Origin of the sequence: Paenibacillus sp. FSL R7-0340 (genome assembly GCF_038002205.1) — a bacterium.
Classification (GTDB): Bacteria; Bacillota; Bacilli; order Paenibacillales; family Paenibacillaceae; genus Paenibacillus; species Paenibacillus polymyxa_B.
This window is the reverse complement of record NZ_JBBOBY010000002.1, coordinates 677,521-702,537: the sequence shown is the minus strand read 5'-3', so window position 1 is coordinate 702,537 and position 25,017 is coordinate 677,521. Positions and strand designations below refer to the sequence as shown.

Sequence of the window (25,017 nt, the reverse complement as noted above, 5' to 3'; positions counted from 1 at the left end):
GCATTTCCGGACATATCAACACCCGGAATATTAATATATCATACTTTGGCGATTCATGCTACTGGTAAATAATGCCTTACAGGTGATCCTTTGAATTTTTGAAGTCCATCTAAATATTACATCACAGCCTATCTTACGGCCGGATAAATAATATATCATTTAGATTTGCTGATTACTACATGAAAATTACACCAATTAATAACCAAGTTATCAAAATCAGTTCTATTACTTTACTGCTCATACTTTCGAATTTGCTATTCTTCATTTCTACTCTATGATGCCTCCCCCTTTCAGTTCCAAAAGGGGGGATTAATATTGAAACGTTCCAATAATAATTTACAAACATTTTGGAACGTGAAATAAACTAATTTAGAACCGTTCCTAAAAGTATACTTTTTAGAACAGGTGAAACTAACAACAGCAGTGCCTGTTTGGCACTGCTGTTCCTTAACTTCTCATTTTTCAATTTCAAAACCGGTTACCCTTCACAAATCACTGCTTGTTTTATTCCTTGCCTCCATAAACTCTTTTTAATTCCTCTTCCTTCATGTTGAACGAATGGATTTCTTCAGGAAATTGTTTGGTTCGCACATCTGCTGCATAGGCCTGAATGGATTCTGATATAGAAGCATCTAGTTTTTGATAAGACTTCACAAACTTGGCCACACGTTCAACACCGTAGCCTAAAATATCATGGTAAACGAGAACTTGAGCATCCACATTCAAGCCAGCTCCGATCCCGATTACAGGTATAGTCAAGGACTTGGCAACCTTTTCAGCCAGCTGCTTCAGCACGCATTCCAACAATAAAGCAAAGGCACCGGCAGCTTCGCACTTTCTCGCATCTTCCAGAAGACGTTGAGCAGATCGGGCATCTTTCCCCTGCACTTTATAGCCACCTAAGACACCGACAGACTGCGGCGTCAGGCCCAAATGGGCACAGACAGGAATTCCGGCTCTCGTCAATGCAGCAATATGTTCGATAACCTCACCGGCTCCTTCCAGTTTTACAGCATGGGCACCGGCTTCTTGGACCAATTGGCCGGCATGGATTAAGGTGTCCTTCACCGTAAGGTGATAACTTAGAAAGGGCATGTCCGCCATAATAAATGTGTTCTTTGCCCCTCGTTTAACTGCTTTAGTATGATGAATCATATCTTCAAGCGTAACCGGGACGGTGGAATCGTAACCCAGTACCACCATCTCGAGAGAATCGCCAACCAAAATGATATCTACGCTACCCTGTTCTGCGTGCTTAGCAGAAGGATAATCATAGGCAGTCAGCACAACGATTTTTTCTTCGCGCTGCTTCATGTTTATTAAATCCACGGTTTGCTTCATGAATATTCTCCTGAAAATGAAGTATTGAAGTTAGGAAGCAAGTTCTTTCTTGGGTAATAGATAAGTCATTATAACGGCCAAAACCAGAAGAAAAATAGCCGCGTAAAATGCGCTGGAATAGCTGTTATGATGAGAATATAGTAACCCTGGAATATACGACCCTAAAGCTGAACCTACCTGATGCCCCAAAAATAACCATCCAATAATAAATCCTACCCGATGTTTGTTGAAATGCTTGGTAACCAGCAGTTGAGTAGGCGCTACTGTTGCAAAATCGACTAATCCAAATACTGCCGCGAATATAAGCAGCAATACCGGTTCGTGACTGACCAGTAAAAGAATTAAAGACAGACTGCGAACACTATAAAAGAAAATCAGCATTCGACGACTGCTCCAGCGATCGGCCAAATATCCTGACAGTATGATGCCGGCAATGTTAAAAGCGGCTAAGATACTGACCGCACTCCCGGTGACTTGAGTTGAGAACCCATGGTCATGTGCGAAAGGAATCAAGTGGGTATCCATTAATCCCGTAGTTGTAAAACCGCAGATGACGAATGGCATAATAATGAACCAAAACTTATAATCGGCAAAAACACTCCATAGGGAAGAATTTTTGTTTTCAGCTACGGTATCGCCTTGTTCATTGACGCCGCCATACGGCGAAAGATTTTTATCAGCAGGTTGATTTCGTAATAAAAAAACAACCACCGGCACGACTAAAAGCAATAAAAACAATCCCAGTACGACAACCGTCCCTCGCCAGCCCATAACTTGAATGAGCAAAAGAGAGCCCGGAACCATGATCATTTGCCCGACTCCGAAACCCGCTTCCACGATCCCCAAAGCAAAACCGCGCTTAGCTGTAAACCATTTCGTCACGATTGCTGCAGCTGCTACATTGGAAGCTCCCCCTACGCCTAAGGAAACAAAGAAACCATACAATAAAAATAACTGCCATGATTGCTGAGTCATAGCAGTCAATATGACGCTTACTCCGACTAAAGCCGTGCTCCCTATCACAATCATTCTCGCGCCATATCGATCGATTAGTCGTCCCACAACAGGTTGAGAAAGGCCATACACGATAAAACTGACGGTCGAAATCAAAGAAGTCATACTTCGGTCCAGGGAAAATTCGTTCTCCCAAGGAATAATAAATGCGCCAAAAGCCAATCGCACGCCTTGGACAGCAAACAGCGCAAAGAACGTGGCAAATAGTACAATCCATCCATAATGCAATTTCATTTCAGGATACTCCTTTACTCAATACATACGAATAAAAAAGGTCTGAACTGCTATTTTAGTCCGTTCAGGCTTTTTTATAGGTGATCGAGATGCAGTTCAGATGTAGCATAGAGAACTGCTGTACCGCCCATCACGACTCTGTCGCCTTCCAGACGACAATACAAAGTGCCTCCTCTAGGGGACGCCTGCCGAGCCACCAATTCGTTCTTCCCTAATCGTCCTGCCCAGAATGGAATCAAATTACAATGAGCCGAACCGCATACCGGATCTTCGTTGACATTAAGTTTTGGGAAAAAGCTTCGCGAGACAAAGTCGAACTGACTGCCTTGAGATGTCACATTGACCCCTAGCCCATCTGGCAGCTGTTTAAGCTTCGAAAAATCCGGGGTTAACTGACGAACTTGATCCTCGTTTTCTAATAGAAACATCAGATCACGACCTAAATAGGTTTCTATAGGAGTGACTCCGAGCGCATCGACCATATCCTGAGTCAAAGCAAAAGATTCCGGAAGCCGATTCGGGAAATCCAATTCAAACAGATTTTGTTTTTTCAAAACAGTCAGGATCCCGCTTAACGTATGAAAAACAAACCTGTTGCTGTTTGGCTCATAAAACTGAGCGAGAATAAAAGCAGTAGCCAAAGTCCCATGTCCACATAGCTCAATCTCTGCTGCCGGTGTGAACCATCTTAACCGATAATCTTCACCTTCTTTAACAGCGAATGCTGTTTCAGAAAGATTATTTTCGGTTGCGATGCTTTGCATCGTTGCTTCCGGAAGCCATTCTTCCAAAATACATACGCCCGCAGGGTTCCCTTCGAATACCTTTTCCGCAAAAGCATCTACTACATAGTATCTCATCCTTCTCCTCCTTTTTTCGCTAATAACACTTAAAGTGTTATGTTATGATGAAACAATGTAGACATTATAAAGGACTTATATGTATAACAATCAACTAGATGATATAACACTTGAGGTGGTTTCGTATGCACATCTATATTCAGCGAAACAATGGGATCTCAATTACTCGGCAAATTGTGCTGGCTGTGATTGATCAAATTTTATCCGGTTTCCTGCAGGAAGGTGAAAAATTGCCTTCTGTTCGAGTACTCTCCAAGCAGCTTAATGTCAGTTTATTAACAGTAGTCAAAGCATATCGCGAATTAGAGCAGCAAAATTTTCTTTATTCCGTACAAGGCAGCGGGACATTTGTCCGTAAAAAAAACAATGATATTGAGACTGCCTGCATCGAAGAACCGTTAACTCAGGACTGGCAATTGTCGGTTCCGGATTATTTACCGCGCTCCCAACTCGCTCAATTTCATCATGTGCCGCAAAAAATTCACTTGGCTTCTTCCATGGTCGATCCCGAATTGCTTCCTAACCGACATTTGAAAACGGCGTTTGAACACTTGATTCAAGAAGATGGAACCTTTTTATCGCGATACGGTCATACTCAGGGCGATCAACAACTTAGGCTCGCTATGCAGCAATATTTAAGCGGTCTAGGCGTTTACACGCAAATTGAAAATTTGTTGGTCACGAACGGTTCGCAGCAAGGAATTGACTTAATTGCTCGAACATTCGTAGGTCCTGGGGACGTTGTGATTCTTGAAGCTCCGACATATCCCGGAGCTATCGATATTTTCCGAAATCGAGGCGTTACGATTCTAACCGTTCCTCTCGACCAAGAAGGAATGCGTTTGGATATTTTGCAGCAATTATTTGATAAACATCATCCTAAACTTATTTATACGATTCCGAATTTTCATAATCCGACCGGTGTCTTAATGAGCCATAAGCGAAGAAGGAAACTTCTGGAAATGGCGCAAAATACACAAACACTTATTATCGAAGACGATCCTTGGGGCGAAATCTATTATGATCAGCACCCCCCTGCTCCAATTAAAAGCATGGATGAATATGGACATGTTATTTATTTAAAAGGATTGAGTAAAATATTAGCACCCGGCTGTAGGATCGGCGTTTTATCGGCTTCAGGTTCTATTTTCAAGCGAGTGTTAGCTGCAAAAGCTAACGCGGATTTAGGTACTCCATTGGTGACTCAAAAAATACTGCTTCCTTTTCTCGAGCCTTCGATTGTAGAAAGTCATATGCAAAACTTAAGAACGACACTGAAAATAAGACGCGATTTAGCGCTTGAAATTCTGTCAGAGCGCTGCCCGAAAGAAGTGTCTTGGATGGTGCCACAAGGAGGACTTAATCTGTGGCTTAGCCTTCCGGAATGGGTACAATCGCATCTTGTTCTAGCAGAAGCCAATAAAAAGGGAATTTCCTTTTTGCCGGGATCCTCCTGCTTCTCTGTTGAACATGAGAATCATCATATCCGATTAAGTTTTTCGTTCGTCAGTCAGGAATTGCTTCGTGAAGGCATAACGACGTTATGCGAAATTTTAGCGGGCATCATTTTAAGTAGAAAAAACTCGCATTCCTCTCCTTATTTTTAAATATCCTTGGGCCGCCTCGAAAAGAAAACACAAAGAAGACTGCCTGAAGCTTACTTCAGCAGTCTTCTTTTATGATCCACCTATCGGTTTTGTCATGCATCCATAAATCCGGTTTTATCGGCTTCGGTAATAGCTCGAATCACTCGGCAGGGATTACCGGCAGCTATAACATTAGCCGGGATGTTTTTAGTTACGACACTCCCGGAACCAATGATCGAATTGCTACCGATTGAGACTCCAGGATTAATATGAACACCGGCGCCGATCCATACATCGTCTCCTATGGTTACTGGTTTCGCATAACAACCACCATTTCTGCGTTCAACGGCATCTGTTGCATGATTCGCGCAATAGATTCCAACTCGAGGCCCGAACAAAACATCATTACCAATCATAACTTCCGCGCAATCCAAAATCACGCAATCATAATTTGCGAAAAAGTGATTGCCAATCGTAATGTTGAACCCAAATTCACAGCGAAAATCATTCGCAAAATGGACGTCTTCTCCGCATTTCTCTAGCAGCTTGTCTAAGATTTCTTTTCTTTCCTGCTTATCATCGCTGTTATTGTACAGCTTGGTTAATTTAGACGCTTTGTGTCTTGCAGCACTACACGCCTCCGAATAATCGTTGTACATTTCTCCGCTTCTCAATTGCTCTTTTAAAGTCACTCAAGCACTCCCTTTCGTCTGACTTTATACCTAACATTCTTTTTATTATCTAATATTATATGACTTATAATAACTTATATAAAAATAAGGATCAAGTTGCCAAATCTACCACACAACTCGATTCGAGTTAACAATTTAATATATAATTGGTAAAAAAAGTTAAAGTCGATGCAGCATGGAACAACTTCATCGGTCTCTAACATTACCGGTTTAAGCGTGGCGACTTGCGGAAACGTCATCAAATCTCTTGTACAAACCGGAGAAATCATTGAAGTAGAAATGGTTGAATCTCACGGTGGCCGGCCAGACGTTATAAGTACAATGCCAACCATTCGTATGTTATCTGCTTATATGTGAAAACAGAAGGAGGCCTCCATTCTCTTACGTACAGGATCGTCAACCTTCTGGGCGAGAGTAACGCAAAATTATGATGAAGATCAAACATGCGCGATCGTGACCTTTCCTAAAGATAATTTCCCTGGTTCGGGTTTCATTGTCGACGGATATCTTTTAAAAGGAAACACGGAATAGTGCAACCCCAGTTGGTACTTTTATATAGCCTAATGGTGGCAGAGAATGTGAATTTTCATAATATATCCGCGTTGACGACCCGATTGTGTTAGTAAGCCAATAAAGCTTCGGCAATTATGTGCCTTCCAGCATGACGGATCGTTATGATGCGTTTGTTCATCTCGACCGGACCATCTCCCTTCAGCCACTGCCTATCCTTCATCCGGTTGCAACGGATGCTTTATTTTCAGAGTAACAGCTCGCAAGAACCGTCTGTGGGATACAAGGTAGCTGGGTATAGTTTACCGTCAGGCTCCGGATTATAATTATATGACTGGCTCCAATATAAAACAGCGGCAGGCTCGGACTTTATTTTTATCAGTCTGAGCCTGCCGCTGTTTTATTGAACTAACGTGTCCCTTTAATTCAATAAACACTTCCTGATTTTTGGTGAAAAGCGTTAATCTTCTTTTGATGGGCGGTACGTCAATTCAACTGCTCCGAATGTAAGGTCTTGGTATAGACATGCTTAAGAGACATCGTGTTGATGTTATCTGTAAACAAACGCTTTTCACTCATCCGCCGCTTCCAAGCACCAAGATGTTTCTTCCGGGTTGCTCTTAAGGTTCAAAACTTCTTATCACCTCATTATAATACTTTGATTCAAGAGATACCCAATCTATTCACGGATGGTTCTCACCTGTGACAAAACTGTCGGATGCTAGTTGCTAGTTCTTCCGCATGAGTAAGGACAAGCATATGATCAGCTCCTTTGATTTCGGCAAACCTAATCGCAGGTACACGCTTGAAGTGCTCGGCGATATTATACATATCCGGCCATTCTATGGTTCCTTGTATAAATAACGTACTCGTTTGGTTTTATGCTTAGTAATTGAGTTGAAGATACATATTTCCTGTCTTGATGATTAATACAAGTAAATCACGTTTACAAAGGAAAAAAGACAGGCAGAAGATTATAAATTCACTAACAATTTAGGGTAAACATAACCTAATTGAAACCGCCCATCCAATAACCGGATGGGCGGTTTTTACATACTACTTTCCTGCTCCTTTATCACCTGCTCAATCCCCAACAGAATCAGCTTCAAGCCGAACTCAAACGCCCCGTCGGTTCCCATCAGATTGAACAGCCCGTTCGTGAACATCCTCCGAAACAGTCCCACATCCGTCTCGCTCATGGAGTCCAGAAGGCGAATCATCTCCTCACCCGGATGCGCTTTCTGGTCCTTAAAGATAGCGGAGACATTACGCTCATGCTGATAATCGTCTAGAACGAAATAGAAGACATAGTTCACAAGCGTAGTAACCACTTGCATTTTCTGCTCTTGCTCAAGCGGCGTCGATTCCACGCAGAGCAGCATACGGTTGGTGAACCGGATGATGTCCGGTTCGTGGGGCAGCGTCATCATCATGAGCTGCGTGGAGCAGGGATATCGGCTGAGCACGCTCCGTACCGTTACCGCAAGCCCCGTCAGCTGCTCCTTCCATTCCCCCTCGGAGTGGAACTCTTCCAGAATCATTTTCGATACCTGGTTGGCCAGACGCTGGTAGAGATGCTGTTTGCTCTTGAAGTACCAGTACAGAGAGGGAGCCTGAATCCCTAACCTGTCGGCCAATCGTCTCATGCTTAATTTCTCGATGCCCTCCTCTCCAAGAAGCTCCCACGAGGTTTCCAAAATCTTATCCTCCGAAATCTGAGGTTGCTGCTTTTTCATGTCATCCGCCCTTTTATCTAACAGTGTAAGTTTATGCTTTACAGGTTCATTGGTTCATGATACCATCTAACACTGTAAGGTACAACCTAACAGTGTTAGACTGAAAGGCAAAATAAATAAAGAAAGTAGTGATCCGCATGGATGCAGAAAACCTCCATTACTTTGAAAAAGCACCGATCGCAAAAGCCGTAGCTCATTTCGCTATACCAATGATGCTAGGCACGTCAATGAGCGTCATTTATTCCATCTTGAATGCCTATTTTCTTGGTACACTTCACAATACTGCTATGTTAACCGCACTTGCACTAACCCTGCCGTTATTCGCAATCATTATGGCGCTAGGCAATTTGATTGGCATGGGTAGCGGTACATTCATCTCCCGTTTGCTAGGTGAGAAAAAATATGATGAGGTAAAGCATGTGTCTTCATTCGCCTTTTACAGCAGTTTAGTTCTCGGTCTTATCGTGATGGCCGTAGGTCTCCCGTTGATCAATCCAATCGTTCATGGCCTGGGAGCAACGTCTGGCTCCTTCGGATTCACGAAGGACTATGTCACGATTATGCTTATTGGCTCACCATTCGTCGTATTATTCTTCACACTGGAGAATATCGTGCGTTCGGAGGGTGCAGCAATCACGTCGATGATCGGTATGATTCTCAGTGTTGTTATAAATATTATTCTCGACGCGTTAGTCATCTTCGTGCTCCATTGGGATGTGATCGGCGTTGCGTCTGCTACGGTCATTTCTAACTTGGTTGCGAGTGCATTCTACGCCTTCCATATGGGATATAAGAGCCAATTCTTAACCGTCTCCGTAAAATGGTTCAAGGCTACCAAGGACATTCTGAGCAATGTATTCAAAATCGGAGTTCCCGTCTTTATTATGAGTATCTTTTTGGGTGCAATGTCGCTCATCTTTAACCATTTTCTTGTCGAATACGGGGATCAGGCCGTAGCGGCTTACGGAATTTCATCACGTTTATTGCAATTTCCTGAGTTTATTCTGATGGGCTTATGCGAGGGAGTCGTGCCGTTGATTGCCTTCTCTTTCACAGCGAATAAATTACGCATGAAGAATACCATTGGATTTACGATCAAAGTGATTGTGGCGTTAGCAGTCGTATTCGGCATTATCGTCTATTTGATTTCCGACCACTTAATTGGTTTATTTACAAATGACTCGCAATTAATTGGAATGGGCAGCTACATTCTACATGTGACGTTCCTATCCTTGTTCATTACAGGAATGACCACATTGTTTACCGGGATCTTCCAAGCATCAGCGCAAGGAACTGCCGCGTTTATTATGTCAATTATTCAAGGGATTACTCTGATTCCTGTGTTGTTTATCGCCAATCAAATGAACGGCTTCCACGGGGTGGTCTGGTCGCTTGTCATTGCGGATGCGGTCGCATTCCTTGTTGGTGCCATCATGTTGTATGTTTTGCGGACCAAATTGCAGCCAGAATTGGATAAGTTAGTACAGTAGAAAACATATAACACCCAAGAAGGCAGGATAAGGACACTCCCCGATCCTGCCTTTTTTAGGTACGTGGACGGGGAATAAGGGCAATTGTCATTTAAAAAAGGAAAATGCCCCCTACCTGCACGATCTTGCTTATTCAGCGCCCCCATCGCCACACTCATCGGAAAGTTCTTACCTCTGAAGATCATCGTTCCCAGCGCAAACTTCGAAACGAGCAAACCCGTGCCTCCTAATCCCTTATATTTCACTTTTCAAACCCTGTTCTAAATTCAAATATTGTTTCCCGTTAGTTGAATCATTTCTGTGATTGATCCACCTTGTAGATTCTTCTGGTAAGCGCCTCGTCATCATCTGTCCATGATATTTGGAGCTGTTTGCGGGTTTTTGAGTGCAGGCAGTAGAATGCCATCGATTAGCGCTGTGAAGAAAGGCTTGTCGAACGGTTTGCGCTGGATGAGTCCGCGAAAGGAAGCCATTGAAGTAATGACCTGGCAAGCCATCTCAATGTCCGCGTGAGCGGGAATTTCACCGCGGACGACGGCTCGGTTCATAAGCTCGCGGTTCACAACAACCCATGGCTCGAAAATCCCGGCTGTTCCTGCTTCGGCAAATTCCGGATGCTGCAAAAAGGAGCCTAGACCCGCTAAGACTCGAAATTTTCGTTCTTCTTCCGCGATCGATTGCGGCTTCAAAAGCACGAGGAGATCTTCGCGCAAGGTTCCTGTATCAGGCAAGCTTTCGAGCTCAAGATGATTTCGATTCATCCAGGCCAAGGCGTTTCGGACTAACTCCGCCTTGGAAGACCAGCGGCGGTAAACCGTCGCCTTCCCAGCCTTTGCTCGAGCCGCGACCATGTCCATTGTCATACCATCGAAACTCGTATCGGCGAGGATGTCGATTGTCGCCTCAAGGATTTTATCATCCCGCGTGTGATCTCGCTTGCGGCCCAATGTTTGCACAGGCTTTTCAGCCACACGGCGTTCCGCTCGATGCAAGGGATCTGAACAAGTCCGTTAATAGGATCACAGGTCAACCTCAAATGGTGCTCCAACGCAACCTCCGCTGCATACTCAATCTGGTCGATACCCATATCAGACAGATCTGCCAGTGCAGCCGATGCCATAGAGCAAGCAGTGCCAACCTCCCCCTGGCAGCCGCATTTAGCACCGCTGATGGAGGCGTTCTGCTTGACCAGATTGCCAATGAGCCCGCCTACTGCCAGAGCCCGGGGGATCTGTTCGTCCGAGACATGCTTCTTTTGCTGCATATAAAGGAGCGCGGCCGGCATGACACCACTGGCCCCACAGGTCGGGGCCGTTACGATTGCACCGGCGGCGGCATTTTGTTCGCTGACCGCGAAAGCATATGCGCTGACAATCCTGTTTTCCCGCGTCTCCGGGCTCTCATCAATATGCCGCTGATTATAAAGAAATTGCGCCTTGCGTTCTCATGGAGACCGCCTTCCAGAATACCTGTGACTGAAAGCCCCTCGTTGACCGAATGCTTCATCGCTTCCCAAATCCCATAGAAAAAATCCCATATCTGTTTGCCTTCACACTGCTCGACGTAATCGCTTAGGCGGATATTGTTATCTTTACAAATTTTACTAATTTATACAAAACTATTCTCCCTATAGACATCGGGCGCCAGCATCTCCTCCCGTCCCTCAATAACGATGTCCCCGCCGCCGATACTTACAGCACGCATGGATGTTGTTTGCCGCCCGTCTTTGTAAGCAAAAAAATCAATGGTATTGGGATGGGGCAGAATAAAATCTGCGTGTGGAACAAATTCAATCTCCGTTGGAAATGGTGACAGTGCTTTAATAATGGCCTTGTCCGTCATATGGCCTTTGCCTGTTTTTGCAAGGGAACCATAAATCAATGCCTTGAATCGTTCGGCATCCTCATTTTCTGATTTGAAGATTCTGGCGGCTTTCTCCGGCCCCATTGTATGGGGGCTGAATGGTCCACTGCCAACCTTATAGAGTTCTGTCAAAGATTTCATAGCACCCTTACATCCTTTCTCAGTTTTCAGTTTTCTTTGGCATAAGATCTTCCTACTGCTTGACCAATATAAACGTTCGGCATCGTTTAAACTATCGCTCGTTCCTCTGAAAACGTTCCTTGATTTTCATCAGCCTCTCAAGAACACCCTCTTCATCAATGGCCATGTCATACAATTGGTGAGTAAGCTGGAGACCTTGATCGTTGGCAAGGGCTTTTTTCCATGTGTGCGACACAATCGAATGAGTAAGATGTCTTACAAAGCGAGGTGCCTGCATGATCATCTCTGCCAGTTCCCACGCACGTGGAAGAAGCTTTTCAAGAGGCAGTACCTCACTAACCAGACCGAGGTCTAATGCCGCTTGTGCATTAATATTCATACCCGTGTATGCGCAAAATGCCGCTTTCTTGATTCCCAGTATATTTTGAAGTGCTAAGACGATTCCATCTCCAGGCGGTACACCGCCTAGGTAATGAGCATCGAAAAACTCTGTGCCTTCAGCACAAATGGTAATATCACAAAGCGTTCCCATTTGCCAGTGTGAGCCTGTACCATTGATCACCCCAATTGTGGGGATGTCGATGCAATAGATCATATTTTCAATCATTCTCAACGATTCATGATATAATTCCAGTTTCCGGTTATTCGGCCAATCCATGAATTTTGTTGTCCAGACTTCAGGATTGCCTATTTGCCACAAATCTCCTGTCCCTGTAAGGATCATCACCTCATTTTCAGGGTCACGGCCAACATCTGACCATACATTGCCATATGCAGTTTGGGTCGCCCAGTCAAATTGAAGAGGTCCCCCGCGAGTGTGCATACGCACTTCGAGTATGCCGTCACGGCGAGTCATGAAGAACAAGTCCTTGTACTTCTCCGAATATTTTTCGAATCTTGTAGGTCCCGCCATATCTCTATTGAACTTCGTTGCCCATTAGACGTCCTTGCATCTTCATCAGTCTCTCAAGAGCACCTTCTTCATCAATAGCCATATCGAACATTTGGTGAGCAAGCTGGAACCCTTGATCACTGACCAAGGCTTGTTTCCATGGACGGGATATAATTGAATGTGAGAGATGTCTCGTTGAACGTGGTGCCTGCATGATCATCTCCGCAAGTTCCCAAGCACGTGGAAGGAGCTTTTCGCGGGGGAGGACTTCACTAACTATGCCTAGGTCCAATGCGGTTTGACCATTGATATTCTTGCCAGTGTAAGCGTAATATGCTGCTTTCTTGAAACCTATCATGTTCTGCAGCGTGAGTAACATTCCATCTCCGGGAGGTGTGCCTCCCAGAAAATGAGGATCAAAAAAGTCCGCGTCTTCTGTACAAATAGTAATATCACAGAGAGTTGCGAGTTCACAATGCGTTCCCGGCCCATTGATCGCCCCTATTGTGGGGATGTCAATGCAGAATATCAAATTTTCAAGCAGTCTCAGCGATTCATGATACTGTTCGAGCTTCTTTTGCTTCGGCCAGTCCATAAATTTTGTATTCCAGACATCAGGGTTCCCTATTACCCATTTATCCCCTGTTCCAGAAATGATCATTACCTCGTTTTCAGGGTCACGGCCAATATCTGACCATGCATGGGACCATGCAGTATGGGCTTCCCAAGAATGTTGATACGGCCCTCCGTCGGTGTGCAACCGCACTTCAATTATTCCGTCACGACGGGTCATTAATAGAAAGTCTTTGTACTTCACCGAGTACTCTTCAAATTTTGTTGGTCCAATCATACGTCGCTCAGTCATTTCAATTCCTCCTAGTTTTGTTTAGATATTATCTATTACTTTCAAGCCAATCTCTGGCGAAAGCAGCGTATGCCGCAGCCCCTTTATAAAGTACCTCATCCGAGAACATCGTCTTTGGATGGTGCATAGGGTAACCATAACCTTCTTCGGTATTGCCTGCGTTAATAAACACTGAGGTACTTGGCACCGCTTGTGATACAAATGCGAAGTCTTCTGATCCCATTAATTTACCACCGGGTATCAATTGTGTTATACCGATAAAGGAACTGGCGCCAAAAGTGTTGGCAATAGTAGTTCTCATTTGATGGTTCAGCCCGCTTTCCGTTTTCACCTCAGGACAGCCCCTGGTATAAATCACATCCACCTTTGCATGAAAAGTTACTCCAATACCTGCAGAAATTTCGTGGATACGGGTTTCCATTTCATCCCGCAATGCGGCGTTAAATGTGCGTACGCTGCCTTTCATTCTGGCAGTATCGGGAATCACGTTGTTTGTACTTCCACCTTCCATCACTCCAATTGTAAGAACTGCACTCTCCATTGGCGAAATTTCACGGCTTACGATCCCCTGCAGCGCCAGATGAAGATGAGCAGCTACATTTAATGGGTCTACTGCGGCACTAGGCATCGCTCCATGTGCGCCCCTTCCGCGGATGATTACTTCGAACCAATCAGAAGAAGCTGAAATCGCTTCTCCGGCCTCAGGCACTACAAATTGCCCGGCAGGAATTGGCATTCCAGTCAACACGTGAAGCATCATGGCTGCATCCACTTTAGGATTTTCGAGAATCCCATTCTCAAGCATCATCTTTGCCCCGTGCAGAGTCTCTTCACCCGGCTGAAACATAAGCTTAACCGTCCCGCGAAGCTGCTCTTCGTTTGCCTTCAGGATCTCCGCAGCTCCCAACAGCATGGAAGTATGCAAGTCATGACCGCATGCATGCATGTTTCCATTCAACGACGCAAAAGAAATATCCGTTTCTTCTTGAATGGGCAACCCATCCATATCCGCACGAATAAGAATCACCTTCCCGGCATGTTGTCCGCCGATCGTAACCGTTAGACCTGATTCTCCTACGGGAGTGGGCTTAAGACTCATCGACTCCAACACCTCTTTTACGTAGGCAGTTGTCCTGGGCAAACTTAAATCAAGTTCCGGAATCGCATGCAGATGATGCCTGTACATGACCAATTTTTCCTGCAGCTGATGGGCCATACTCAAAAAGTCTCCAGCTTCTTCAATCACAATGAACATCTCCCAAAACACAAATTGAATGAACGTAAGAACAGAGTAAACATCCCCCCCTTCTTATTTTAAGACTTTTTAAGAACAATTTTATCGTACTTTTAAATTTATTAAATGTAAAGAGAAAATAAGACATTTTAAGAACGCTTTTTTTTGGAGGCTACCGGAACATTGAAATATCACATTTATTGTGATATAACTCTTTTGATTGAACTGTTTATGAAAGGAATCTACCATGAAAATCAAGCTGGGTATTATCACGCCTGAGACCCATATGGACTATTTCCGCGCCATTGAAGAAGAAATGCGGTCGGTATGTCAGTTCCGTTTTCTTACGATCAACAACTTCCGGGAAACAAAAGACATATATCTTAAAAACTTAGGTTCGGTAGATGGATTTGTTATCAGTGGCAGGATGCTTTACGAGTCAATTGATAAGGAATGCTTGGATGAAAAAGTACCTATTCACATTTTGCAGGATAATGAAAACCTTCTATATAGGGAACTTTTCCGGCTACTGGTTACATATCCTGAGCTTGATATATCTAGGATCTATGTGGATTATGCGTATATTATCGATTCTTTCAGTGAATTCCAACAATACCTGACTCATGAGGGAAAGCCCATTAACAACGACGATCTGCTCGAACGGGTGGAAACAATGCTCGAAAACCATATCACTCTGTGGGAAGATAAGAAAATAGACCTGTCCATCACGGCGTTCGGCCACTTTGTTCCAGAACTCAAAAAGCACGGAGTCAGATATATCTTAATCCGGCCCACTTTGGAAAACGTTAAAGAGACCATAAGAGAGATCATCAACGAGATTACCATCCTCAAGCTTAAGAGTCAGAGGGCAGTTGTCGCATGCTTATCGACCAAAACGGCGGAACCGCCATCTGAAGAGCAGCTTCATGAGCTAAAGGTCCTTGTCGGCAGATTTCTGCGCAGCGTGAATCTGGCAGACACGGCCCAAATTTCGGAAGGCTTTGTCAGACTATACACCACCTATGGAAATTTCATGAAAATCACCTCTAACGCGCATAACTGCACCCTGCTGGAGTATCTGGAAGAGCGCATAAGCGACAAGGTGAAGATCGGGTGGGGCTCAGGGCATGAATATTTTCAAGCTAACATTAACGCCACCAAAGCTCACAGACAGGCGGAAGCCTTTACGGGCAGCTGCAGCTTTTTTATAAACGAGGATCAGAAGGTTATCGGCCCAATGCGGAGCATGAATGTCATACAGTTCTCTGAACAGGGGGACCCGGAAATCATCGCGTTAGCCAAAACTATCGGAATAAACAACATTAACTTGCAAAAAATCATGTCCTACGCAGAAATCATGAGAACAAATAAATTATCCTCTGAGGATGTTGCTCAATGCCTGTCCATGACCGTCAGAGGTGCAAACCGTATCCTTAACAAAATTGAAGAAAGTAAATACGTACAAACGGTATTTGAAAAACGAGACAACAGTAAAGGGCGACCAAAAAAATACTACGAACTGTTGTTTCTCGACAAAGAAGGGCGCAAATTAAGCAGATGACACGCATTGTTACGTTTGCCATTTCGACTTTAAATTAATGGCAAAAAAGGCACATTTTCAAAACTGAAAACGTGCCTTTTTTGCGCTTAATTTACCAAGTCAAATCACTTATGATCGATTCATTTAAACCCTATCTATCAGACAGCTCTCAAAACCCGCTTATCCCGTGAGACAGTCCCAACCGCGCCTGTTCGTTGAACAGCTTGTGGTTGAGTGATTACCACACCGTTACGTCAGAACTCCCACTACTTTGATACCCCTCTGTTGCTAACACCTGGTAAGACCAGCTATTCCCCAGATTCATTCCTTTGCTCGCCCATGCTTTCACGTGGTTGCTGAAAGTGATCGTGGAGTTACCCCCGGTCGGTCTCTTCGACTGTCGAACACTCCAGTACTGAATAAACGTCGTTTTTTCGCCTTCAATGGAAGGGGCGTCGTATCGCATTGTTGTGTAGATGTCATATGTGCCCCCATCACTGGTCACCGTACCTTTATACGTTCCGGTAGGTCGATAAGTCCCCCAGCTATCAACGACATAATATTCGATGAGTGAGTTTTTCGTCCACCCGTAGAGAGCCAAGTATCCATTACCGGACGGCGCCCAGACACCGGCATTGTAGTTAATCGTTCTGTTTGGTGATCCAGTAGTCCAGCCTTTCCCGACAACAAAATTCCCGGTATCCTTCCATGTTACGCTGTAATTACCGCCTGATCCATTAACAGCATTGACCGTCCCACCGCCATCGGTCCAATTTTGCCAATAGTCTGTCGCTGCACTTGAGGTTGTTGCAAACAACCCAAAACTCATGGAAGCTGCAAGAACTACTGTCATCATTTTCTTACTAAAATTAAACATAATCTACCTCCTAAAATTTTTGTGTTTGTCCCATACACCTGCTTGTTAGTTGATTCTGTTTGTAACACATCTCTTATCTGTGCATATCCCGTTTTTTTACTTTTACCTCCCTTATGTGTAAATTATAGAATGATAGCGTTTGCATATAAACCTAGCAAATTAAAGCTTTAACTCTATTATGTTTAGCTCTCTTTGAATTTTATAGAAGCCGTTGAAGGGTAATCGAGTTTCGTAACGTTGGAAGAAGGTCTTCGCTGCTTTTAATTATTCGAGCAATATGCGAATCTATTTTTATGTCGGATTTTTTAGATATTCATCTAATCGGAAACAATATAAGTTCTTGTCCCAAGCTGAAGACAAGAACTTATATCGTTAAAACCAAAAAGCTGCCAATGGCAACTGGGGTCAGTCCCGTCGGTTTCCCATATGGAGTTTTTCCAATGTCAATTTTAAGGAGTGCAATTCAGTATAAAAAAACTGGGGTTTGAGAGCGAAGGCATATTAAAAAAGGACAAAATTCTGTCCGATGGTAATTACCTCAACACAGTTATGATGGGACGACTTAATGAATAATTCCAGCAAAAAACCTCCTGTGAATCATCACGGGAGCTTTTTTTGCTGTGCATGTTATGCCTTTTTACCTGTAACGTTTAGGATTATCTGTCTGATCAAGAATAAAGTCGATACTCACCTTGTGGAAATCTGCCAATTTGATTAAGACCACACTTGGGACGTCCAGATTCCCATTTTCATATCGGGAATAGGTTGTTTGTGAGATACCTAAAAAGTCGGCCATGCTCTGTTGTGTTAAGTCTTTGTCCTCACGTAAATTGCGAATTCTCTTATACACTGCTCATCACCCAAGCAAAGTTTACTCCATGCGAAAACTGCATATTGATTTTTATGCGTTTTTCGCATAAAATTTATTTATCTTCAACTTTACCTTGAAATCTTGAGTTGTCCCTTCATATGCAAAAGCTCTTAATGGGGACAGACGGATTCTCCTAAATTCGTTTTATTAAAGTGTATATTTCCCAACGAAGCATATAACAGAATATTGAAATATAGCTCCTGCGGTCATCATAGAGCTTTATTTTGCATGCTATTCTTTTTACCGGTACAACGTTCAGGATCATCTGTCTGACCAAGAATAAAGTCGATACTTACCTTGTGGAAATCTGCCAATTTGATTAAGACGACACTGGGAACGTCCAAGGTCCCATTTTCATATCGAGAGTAGGTCGTTTGTGAGATATGTAATAATTCAGCCATGGTCTGTTGTGTTAAGTCTTTGTCCTCACGTAAATCGCGAATTCTCTTATACATTGCTCATCACCCAAGCAAAGTTTACTCCATGCGAAAACTGCATATTGATTTTTATGCGTTTTTCGCATAAATTTATTTAAAGAGTATAACAAGTGGAATAAGAACGGAGTGGGCGGAATGGTGCTGTACAAGCGATAGCGTTCGCCTTTGTGGCCGGATTTCAACCTTCTTAGCTTGATTAAGAAATCCGGGCACAACAGCGATGGGAAGCACCATCCGACCGCGTAGTGGCGCCGTATGTACATCTTTAGCTCAACTTATATAAATAATCAGTATTCATAAGGAGGCATGATGAAAATGATTTTGGAGGATATGTATTATGGGAATTGGCGTCCCAGTGAACAGATAAATTCAACCGACCCTGAATCTCAAAAAGTGAATCAAAAAATTAGTGATCTCATGGAGATGTTGAAAAGCAAATTACCAGCAGTCGAGTTTGAGTCAATTGAAGTCATGTTTGATTTATTAAGCGAGTCAACTTCCCTGCACTCCGCAGCAGCATTCATTCACGGGTACCGGGCGGGGGCATTAACGATGATTGAAGTATTTAGCGAGGACAAAGAAATTGTTGATCGTAATAGATAGATGATGGAGGAGTTATGGTGGTGAACCCGCTACGCATGCAAATTACCCGTTCCGATCGCTGTTATCCCTAGATTTTTCCTCAATAAATATAAATTTAAAGGTAATATCCGGGGATAACAAAACGAATGGAGGGGCTCACTAGCCTCTGCCTGCGCCCCCCAGCGCATTCATCAAGAACTCGTAAATTTCCAGTTCGTTGATTTTATCGCCATCGGTCACTATGTTATGCTGAACTTGCAGTCCGTTCTTGAACACGGTGAACATCCGAGCTGTCCTGTCCGCATCGATTGAAATAGGGATAGCTCCATTCTGCTGTCCGACTTCGATCCACGTTTTGGCAGTGAGGATAGATGCTTCATGATAACGTTTCAGAATTCCTGCCACGGCGGGCTTATCCTGTTGGCTGAGTAGATAGATAAAAATCAGGCTGGTAGCGCTGTCCCCACTGCCGATGTTACGAAGCCGTTCAGTTAAGGTGTTAAGCGGGGACTTGATTCCTTCTGGTCCTGCGGGAGTCCGGACGACAGATTCAAAAAAACGCTGATTGGTTTTCTCCATTCCCGCCTCCAGAATCATACCGAACAATTCATCTTTGCTTTTGACATAATGGTAAATGGCTCCTTTAGTCAGTCCGCTGCGATCCGCAATATCCTGTAGTGTCGTCGCCCGACAGCCTTTCTCCATAATCATCTCTTCGGCAATCTCAAGCAGCTTTTTTAGACTGTCGTTCATCGCTTTGTCTTGCATAATCTTTTACCTCCCGGTTGTCTGTCTTTTTATTCGTTTAATGAAACCAATATTCCACCAGATCGTCAAACCAATAATCACGTAAGTGAAGAACGAGGATACGGCCAGAAAGGTCGGTATGGACAACGAGTATACCAGCACTACTTTGATGAAGGCTTCCAGCAGCAGGCTGAGTCCCCACACCGCCGTTATCAGGCGGAAATTAAAGCGATAGCGGGGAAGTTTCTCCCATTTATCGTTCATCTGAGGATTATGGCCTGTGAATCTTTCCGCAAAATAATAAATTAATGGTCGACCAAAGAGCAGCGAACCTAGAAACACCACCCCCATAATACCGGTCACATAAGACTCCCGTAGCAAAATAAAGCGTTCATCACCGCCCAAGAGAACGGCCACGACGCCAAGAATCAGACCAAGAAAAATAAAGCCAGAGAACACATCTGCTTTACGGGTCCGTATAAGGCTGTAGATCGAGTCGCATAGTGGTACAAGAGCAGCGATAGACAGAGCCACCACACTGCTCGTATACGGAATTAGCAGGCGATAAGTCAAATAAGGCAATACAAGATTGATGATTAACGTAAAGATGATTTCGTTGCGAGATTTATTCATGATCGACTCATCCTCTCATCATTTAAAACCTACCTTCGGTAGGTATCTTTTATTTTACATACCTTCGGTAGGTATGTAAAGATTAAAAAATAATAATACCTAACGTCATGACTTTTTACATAAGAATCATTAAGGTTTTTTACTCCTTGTTAAACCAGCTTTTTGAGAGCTTACATTCTATATTTCCTCATGTTGCTACACGTTTCGCATACCCTACAACTACAAAAAAAAGGAGATGGCGCTTGCCATCTCCCTTGCTTTTATTCTTCTCCCACACTTCCTGCTTAAAAACTTGTTGCGGCAAAGGTGGTCGGTGAGCGGAGCGGGCAGAATTGTTCTGAAGAAGCATGTGCGTTCGAAAGAACAATCTGCACGCGCAGCGCCTCCCCGACACACACTCTAACAAGCAACTATTTTTTTAAGCCTCCACCCGATTCAAAAATACCTTCGTCCGCTCCAGCTGCGGATTTCCAAAAATCTGCTCTGGTGTACCGGATTCCGCGATTTCTCCATTATCCATAAAAATGACACGATCCGCCACATCTCTCGCAAAATTCATCTCGTGGGTCACGATGACCATCGTCATATGTTCCTCAGCCAGCTTTTTGATAACTCGCAGCACCTCACCCGTCAGCTCGGGATCAAGGGCCGAGGTCGGCTCGTCGAACAGTAAAATATCAGGGTTCATCATCATTGCCCGGGCAATCGCCACACGCTGCTTCTGTCCCCCCGACAGTCGGGATGGATACGCATCTGCTTTATCTGCCAATCCGACTTTAGCCAGCAACTCAGCGCTTTGGCGACGCAGTTCAGCCTTGCTCACCTTTTTCACCAGCTTCGGAGCCAGCTCCAGATTATCCTGCACCGTCAAGTGAGGGAACAGATTAAAATGCTGGAACACCATGCCCATCCCGGTGGTAATGCCCTTAATATCACCTGCTGGAGCGTACTGACCGTTTTCCACCAGTGCTTTATCATGAATGCGGATCGTCCCGCCCGTCACATCTTCCAGGTGCACCAAACTACGGAGCATGGTACTTTTTCCTGAACCTGAAGGACCGATGACGGCTACAACCTCGCCCGCTTTAACGTTAAAGCTCACTCTTTTCAGAACGTCGAGCTTGCCGAACGATTTTTTCAAATCGGTAACTTCTATTGCATTAGTATTCATATCTCGACATTCCTTTTACTCGAATTTAAAACGTTTTTCCAGCGCCCTGAAGAATAGCGTCAGCACCAAAGCTAATAACAAATAAATAACCGCCGCTACAACATAAGGTACAATCGAGAAATCACGGTTTACAGCCGTATTGGCAAAATGCAGCAGTTCCGGTACCGCTACTGCATACAGTAGTGCCGTATCTTTTACCAGTGTTGTCGCCTCATTCGTTACCGCAGGCAAAGCAATCCGTACCATTTGCGGCACAATGACTCTAATCAGCGTCTGCGACTTGCTCAAGCCAAGCACTTGCGAAGCCTCGTATTGCCCTTTATCAATCGACAACATCCCGCCTCTGAAAATTTCTGCAAAATAAGCTGCATAATTCAGTACAAATGCCAGTACCGCAGCCGTTGTCCGGTCCAATACCAGATACTCCCCAATGACAGGCAACATCGGCAGACCAAAACAAAAGAACAATAATTGCAGCAAAAGCGGCGTGCCGCGTATAACATAAATGTACGTATGCATCAGCCAGGCGATTGGCTTAATCCGGCTTTTGGCCAGTAAAGTAACGATAAAACCCAATGGAATAGACAAGATGAGCGTGATGAAAAATAAAATAACCGTCATCTGTGCCCCTTCAAGCATAGGCTTCATAATTCGTAAAATATATTCCATACTCATAACCTTCGACTCCTAAACCCTTAGTTCGATACACTACGTATTAATTTAATACTTTATCTTCACCAAACCACTTTTTCGAAATTTCAGCAGCTTTTCCGTTCTTGTGCAGCTCATCCAAAGCGGATTGCAGCTGCGTCAACAGCTCTTCATTCCCTTTTTTCACACCGATGCCGTATTCCTCAGGGGCCAGTGATTCATCAAGCAGCTTATACGTCCCTTGTTCCTTCGACATATAGTACTTGGCAACAACTTCATCAATGACCACCGCATCCAGACGTCCGGTTTTCAAGTCTGTCAAAGCGAGAACATTATCCGGGAACTCGGACACTTGCTTCAATTTACTTTTGATCGGATTTGCATCCAATGCATCGGCTGCTGAAGACAGCGTCTGGAGTCCGACCGTTTTGCCCGTCAGATCAGCCAGCTTGGAAAGACTGGAAGTAGTCGGAATGACAATCACCTGACTGTTTTTCAGATATGGCTTCGTGAACAGCACTTTTTCCTTACGCTCATCCGTAATGGTGTATCCATTCCAAATGAGATCAATACGTCCGCTGTTCAGCTCGGATTCTTTGGCAGACCAGTCAATCGGCTGAAATTCCACCTGTTTACCCATTTGTTCCCCGGCCGCTTTCGCATAATCAATATCAAAGCCGGTCAGCTCGTTATTTTCATCTCTAAAGCCCATCGGGGCGAATTTATCATCAATTCCAATAATCAATTTACTGTCATCCTTACCGCCGGAACATCCGGCCAACACGATCATCATCAATCCAATTAACATCGTAAACATGGCTGCTTTTCTCATCTTATTCCCCTCCAACAATGGTGACCCCCGTATCCAAGAACAGGTGGCAAACGCTTTAGTTCGTTAACACGTTATCAGAGTATCATCATAACACACCGCAGGATACTCGTCGAGAGGAATGAGCGGAATCTTAGCCTCATATAAATGGAAAACCTGTGACGAAAATTTGACCTGTGTTCTATAATGTAAAACCTTACCTTGACATGTCACCTAAACCGTCTTATTATTTCCTAGTATTCTTATATACTTTTATTTATTTTAAAATTTCAGCAGCAATAGTATGTAAATCAGCTTGATAGACAGGAGAAATAAAGCCCCATGTACATTTTAAAGCGTCTTTTTACGATGTTCATAACGTTGTGGATTATCGTCACTTTAACGTTTATCATCATGCACCTCATTCCGGGTGATCCATTCTCGAACGATTCCAAAACGATTCCGGAAGCGGTATTGCAAAACATGCGTGCCAGGTACAATCTGGACAAGCCGCTCGCTGTGCAGTATGTGCTGTATCTAAAAAATCTGCTAGTGCTGGATATGGGCCCGTCTATTCAATCGAAAACGACGGACGTCAATATGCTTATCGCCCGAGGTTTTCCACCTTCTGCATTGCTGGGTATTCAATCCATCGTGGTCGCGATTATTGCCGGTATTTCGCTCGGAACGCTGGCTGCTCTACACCATAATCGACCACTGGATTATATCTCGATGTTTATCGCCATTGTTGGTATTTCCGTACCCAGCTTCATATTGGCACCGCTGTTAATCAAGTATGTTGCCGTCCAATGGCACCTGCTTCCGGTCGCCTCATGGGGAACCTGGCAGCATACGGTGCTTCCGTCGCTGGCTCTCGCTGTTTCACCGCTTGCCGTTATCGCCCGCTTTATGCGGACGAGTATGCTGGAAGTTATGCATGAGGAGTACATACGCACTGCCAAAGCAAAAGGGTTGTCCTCTTGGGCAGTAGTCATTCGTCACGGATTACGCAACGCGTTGATTCCGGTGCTGTCCTTTATCGGACCGTTATTCGCTTCCGTTATTACAGGTACCTTTGTCGTTGAAAAAATATTCGCCATTCCCGGCATCGGTAAATACTTCGTAGACAGTATCTTTAACCGGGATTATCCAGTGATTATGGGGACGACCATTTTCTATAGTGCCATTCTGGTCGTTACTTTATTTTTAATTGATATATCCTATCGCCTTGTCGATCCGCGAATCAAATTAGACAGCAAAGGAGATTAACATGAAAGCAGCACCTACTGTCGAAAAGGACAGCCTGTTTAGTCTTGTAGACCGTAGCCAGATCCCCACCCCCACGTTGACCAGACCCAAAGAATCACCCTGGCGGGATCGGCTACGCAGACTTTTTAACAACAAGCTTGCTCTGTTGGGGCTTTCCCTACTTATCATTATTATTGTGCTGGCGATTGTTGGACCTTCCATGGTTCCTTATGCACCCAGTGATCAATCCCTTTTGAAGACGAATCTTTCTCCTTCGGGAGAGCACTGGTTTGGCACGGATGATCTGGGGAGGGACGTATGGGCACGGACATGGGCCGGGGCTAGAATTTCACTCATGATCGGCTTTGCCGCTGCCGCCATTGATTTGGTGCTTGGCATTCTCGTCGGCTGTGTTGCTGGCTATTGTGCTGGGCACGGTAAAACGGGCGACCGGATCGACAGCATTCTCATGCGTATTATTGAAATTTTGTATAGTATTCCTTATCTGCTGGTCATCATTCTGCTGCTCGTCATTATGAAGCCAGGCCTACTCACGATGATTATTGCATTATCTATTACTGGCTGGGTCGGTATGGCCCGTGTAGTGCGTGGGCAAATCTTACAGCTGAAGCAGCAGGAATATGTGTTAGCAGCCCGTAGCTTGGGGACATCTCATTCGCGTATTATCTTCAGACATTTGCTACCGAACGCAGCGGCAATCATTATTGTAAATTTGACGTTCACTATTCCGTCGGCTATTTTTGCCGAATCGTTCCTGAGCTTTCTCGGTCTGGGGATTCAGTCTCCTTCGGCCAGCTGGGGGACGATGGCTAACGATTCACTTGGCGTTATTTTAAGCGGTCAATGGTGGCGCCTATTTTTCCCCGGGCTGATGATATCGCTCACCATGCTGGCGTTCAATACACTTGGAGACGGGCTTCAAGATGCACTTGACCCGCGCTCACAACATTAACAACAGAGAGATCCAAATTGG

The 25,017-nt window shown here is 44.4% G+C and carries 25 protein-coding genes and 1 pseudogene; 7 read left to right on the top strand and 19 right to left on the bottom strand.

Going from position 1 to position 25,017, the window contains the following annotated elements; all coding sequences use genetic code 11:
• Positions 1–504: 504 nt before the first annotated feature.
• The 3 genes from panB to MKX59_RS26020 form a co-directional block, all read right to left on the bottom strand.
• Positions 505–1,341: a 3-methyl-2-oxobutanoate hydroxymethyltransferase gene (panB, locus tag MKX59_RS26030; protein WP_340859401.1), complete on the bottom strand. Its 837-nt coding sequence runs from the start codon at positions 1,339–1,341 to the stop codon at positions 505–507.
• 30 nt (positions 1,342–1,371) lie between these two features.
• Complete coding sequence (locus tag MKX59_RS26025) at positions 1,372–2,589, bottom strand: MFS transporter (protein ID WP_254349106.1); 1,218 nt, start codon at positions 2,587–2,589, stop codon at positions 1,372–1,374.
• A gap of 74 nt (positions 2,590–2,663) precedes the next feature.
• Positions 2,664–3,449 carry a PhzF family phenazine biosynthesis protein gene (locus tag MKX59_RS26020; RefSeq protein WP_023987233.1) on the bottom strand — a complete coding sequence of 262 codons (786 nt, stop codon included), beginning with the start codon at positions 3,447–3,449 and terminating at the stop codon, positions 2,664–2,666.
• Between the two features lie 125 nt (positions 3,450–3,574).
• On the opposite strand from MKX59_RS26020, the gene pdxR reads away from it, so the two are divergent.
• Positions 3,575–5,056 (top strand): MocR-like pyridoxine biosynthesis transcription factor PdxR, encoded by a 1,482-nt coding sequence (gene pdxR, locus MKX59_RS26015; protein ID WP_023987232.1) that lies wholly within the window; start codon positions 3,575–3,577, stop codon positions 5,054–5,056.
• Between the two features lie 92 nt (positions 5,057–5,148).
• On the opposite strand, the gene MKX59_RS26010 is transcribed toward pdxR, so the two are convergent.
• Positions 5,149–5,727, bottom strand: coding sequence for a sugar O-acetyltransferase (locus MKX59_RS26010; RefSeq protein WP_023987231.1), 579 nt, complete (start codon positions 5,725–5,727; stop codon positions 5,149–5,151).
• A gap of 1,559 nt (positions 5,728–7,286) precedes the next feature.
• The gene (locus MKX59_RS26005) at positions 7,287–7,973 is read right to left on the bottom strand and encodes a TetR/AcrR family transcriptional regulator (RefSeq protein ID WP_023987230.1); all 687 of its coding nucleotides are present in this window, start codon (positions 7,971–7,973) and stop codon (positions 7,287–7,289) included.
• Positions 7,974–8,110: 137 nt separating this feature from the next.
• Here MKX59_RS26005 and MKX59_RS26000 point away from each other — a divergent pair, with 137 nt between their 5' ends.
• The gene (locus tag MKX59_RS26000) at positions 8,111–9,463 is read left to right on the top strand and encodes an MATE family efflux transporter (RefSeq protein ID WP_023987228.1); all 1,353 of its coding nucleotides are present in this window, start codon (positions 8,111–8,113) and stop codon (positions 9,461–9,463) included.
• A gap of 344 nt (positions 9,464–9,807) precedes the next feature.
• On the opposite strand, the gene MKX59_RS25995 is transcribed toward MKX59_RS26000, so the two are convergent.
• The 6 genes from MKX59_RS25995 to MKX59_RS25970 form a co-directional block, all read right to left on the bottom strand.
• Positions 9,808–10,326: a TetR/AcrR family transcriptional regulator gene (locus tag MKX59_RS25995; RefSeq protein WP_196773809.1), complete on the bottom strand. Its 519-nt coding sequence runs from the start codon at positions 10,324–10,326 to the stop codon at positions 9,808–9,810.
• Positions 10,323–10,784, bottom strand: a complete 462-nt coding sequence (locus MKX59_RS25990) for an L-serine ammonia-lyase, iron-sulfur-dependent, subunit beta (protein WP_231118758.1) — start codon at positions 10,782–10,784, stop codon at positions 10,323–10,325. Before MKX59_RS25990 ends, MKX59_RS25995 begins: the two co-directional genes overlap by 4 nt.
• 287 nt (positions 10,785–11,071) lie before the next feature.
• A complete protein-coding gene (locus MKX59_RS25985; protein ID WP_023987224.1) occupies positions 11,072–11,467 on the bottom strand; it encodes a serine dehydratase beta chain in 396 nt (131 codons plus the stop codon).
• A gap of 91 nt (positions 11,468–11,558) precedes the next feature.
• Complete coding sequence (locus MKX59_RS25980; protein ID WP_340859400.1) at positions 11,559–12,323, bottom strand: enoyl-CoA hydratase/isomerase family protein; 765 nt, start codon at positions 12,321–12,323, stop codon at positions 11,559–11,561.
• A 61-nt stretch (positions 12,324–12,384) separates the two neighbouring features.
• Entirely contained in the window at positions 12,385–13,224 is an 840-nt protein-coding gene (locus MKX59_RS25975; protein WP_023987222.1) for an enoyl-CoA hydratase/isomerase family protein, read from the bottom strand.
• A gap of 28 nt (positions 13,225–13,252) precedes the next feature.
• On the bottom strand, positions 13,253–14,479 hold the full coding sequence (locus tag MKX59_RS25970) for a M20 metallopeptidase family protein (RefSeq protein WP_034095150.1): 1,227 nt from the start codon (positions 14,477–14,479) through the stop codon (positions 13,253–13,255).
• A gap of 226 nt (positions 14,480–14,705) precedes the next feature.
• On the opposite strand from MKX59_RS25970, the gene MKX59_RS25965 reads away from it, so the two are divergent.
• Entirely contained in the window at positions 14,706–16,019 is a 1,314-nt protein-coding gene (locus MKX59_RS25965; protein WP_023987220.1) for a hypothetical protein, read from the top strand.
• 217 nt (positions 16,020–16,236) lie between these two features.
• On the opposite strand, the gene MKX59_RS25960 is transcribed toward MKX59_RS25965, so the two are convergent.
• Positions 16,237–16,875 carry a glycoside hydrolase family 11 protein gene (locus MKX59_RS25960; protein WP_023987219.1) on the bottom strand — a complete coding sequence of 213 codons (639 nt, stop codon included), beginning with the start codon at positions 16,873–16,875 and terminating at the stop codon, positions 16,237–16,239.
• A gap of 471 nt (positions 16,876–17,346) precedes the next feature.
• Between MKX59_RS25960 and MKX59_RS25955 the strand changes: the two are divergent.
• A pseudogene (locus MKX59_RS25955) lies at positions 17,347–17,448 on the top strand (GNAT family N-acetyltransferase); the annotation flags it as partial.
• Between the two features lie 64 nt (positions 17,449–17,512).
• Here MKX59_RS25955 and MKX59_RS25950 read toward each other — a convergent pair.
• The gene (locus MKX59_RS25950; RefSeq protein WP_023987218.1) at positions 17,513–17,725 is read right to left on the bottom strand and encodes a helix-turn-helix domain-containing protein; all 213 of its coding nucleotides are present in this window, start codon (positions 17,723–17,725) and stop codon (positions 17,513–17,515) included.
• 230 nt (positions 17,726–17,955) lie between these two features.
• Entirely contained in the window at positions 17,956–18,201 is a 246-nt protein-coding gene (locus MKX59_RS25945; protein ID WP_023987217.1) for a helix-turn-helix domain-containing protein, read from the bottom strand.
• A 288-nt stretch (positions 18,202–18,489) separates the two neighbouring features.
• Here MKX59_RS25945 and MKX59_RS25940 point away from each other — a divergent pair, with 288 nt between their 5' ends.
• Positions 18,490–18,786, top strand: coding sequence for a DUF6809 family protein (locus MKX59_RS25940; RefSeq protein WP_371918001.1), 297 nt, complete (start codon positions 18,490–18,492; stop codon positions 18,784–18,786).
• A 138-nt stretch (positions 18,787–18,924) separates the two neighbouring features.
• Here MKX59_RS25940 and MKX59_RS25935 read toward each other — a convergent pair whose 3' ends face one another.
• The 5 genes from MKX59_RS25935 to MKX59_RS25915 form a co-directional block, all read right to left on the bottom strand.
• A complete protein-coding gene (locus tag MKX59_RS25935) occupies positions 18,925–19,533 on the bottom strand; it encodes a TetR/AcrR family transcriptional regulator (protein WP_340859399.1) in 609 nt (202 codons plus the stop codon).
• Positions 19,534–19,539: 6 nt separating this feature from the next.
• Positions 19,540–20,145 (bottom strand): VC0807 family protein, encoded by a 606-nt coding sequence (locus tag MKX59_RS25930; RefSeq protein ID WP_053324732.1) that lies wholly within the window; start codon positions 20,143–20,145, stop codon positions 19,540–19,542.
• Between the two features lie 418 nt (positions 20,146–20,563).
• Positions 20,564–21,316, bottom strand: coding sequence for an amino acid ABC transporter ATP-binding protein (locus tag MKX59_RS25925; protein ID WP_025683111.1), 753 nt, complete (start codon positions 21,314–21,316; stop codon positions 20,564–20,566).
• A gap of 15 nt (positions 21,317–21,331) precedes the next feature.
• Positions 21,332–21,991 (bottom strand): amino acid ABC transporter permease, encoded by a 660-nt coding sequence (locus MKX59_RS25920; RefSeq protein ID WP_023987212.1) that lies wholly within the window; start codon positions 21,989–21,991, stop codon positions 21,332–21,334.
• 40 nt (positions 21,992–22,031) lie between these two features.
• Positions 22,032–22,799 carry an amino acid ABC transporter substrate-binding protein gene (locus tag MKX59_RS25915; RefSeq protein WP_053324731.1) on the bottom strand — a complete coding sequence of 256 codons (768 nt, stop codon included), beginning with the start codon at positions 22,797–22,799 and terminating at the stop codon, positions 22,032–22,034.
• A gap of 318 nt (positions 22,800–23,117) precedes the next feature.
• On the opposite strand from MKX59_RS25915, the gene MKX59_RS25910 reads away from it, so the two are divergent.
• Together MKX59_RS25910 and MKX59_RS25905 are read left to right on the top strand one after the other, a co-directional pair.
• A complete protein-coding gene (locus MKX59_RS25910; RefSeq protein ID WP_340859398.1) occupies positions 23,118–24,044 on the top strand; it encodes an ABC transporter permease in 927 nt (308 codons plus the stop codon).
• A gap of 1 nt (position 24,045) precedes the next feature.
• A complete protein-coding gene (locus tag MKX59_RS25905) occupies positions 24,046–24,996 on the top strand; it encodes an ABC transporter permease (protein WP_053324730.1) in 951 nt (316 codons plus the stop codon).
• The last annotated feature ends 21 nt before the right edge of the window (positions 24,997–25,017 follow it).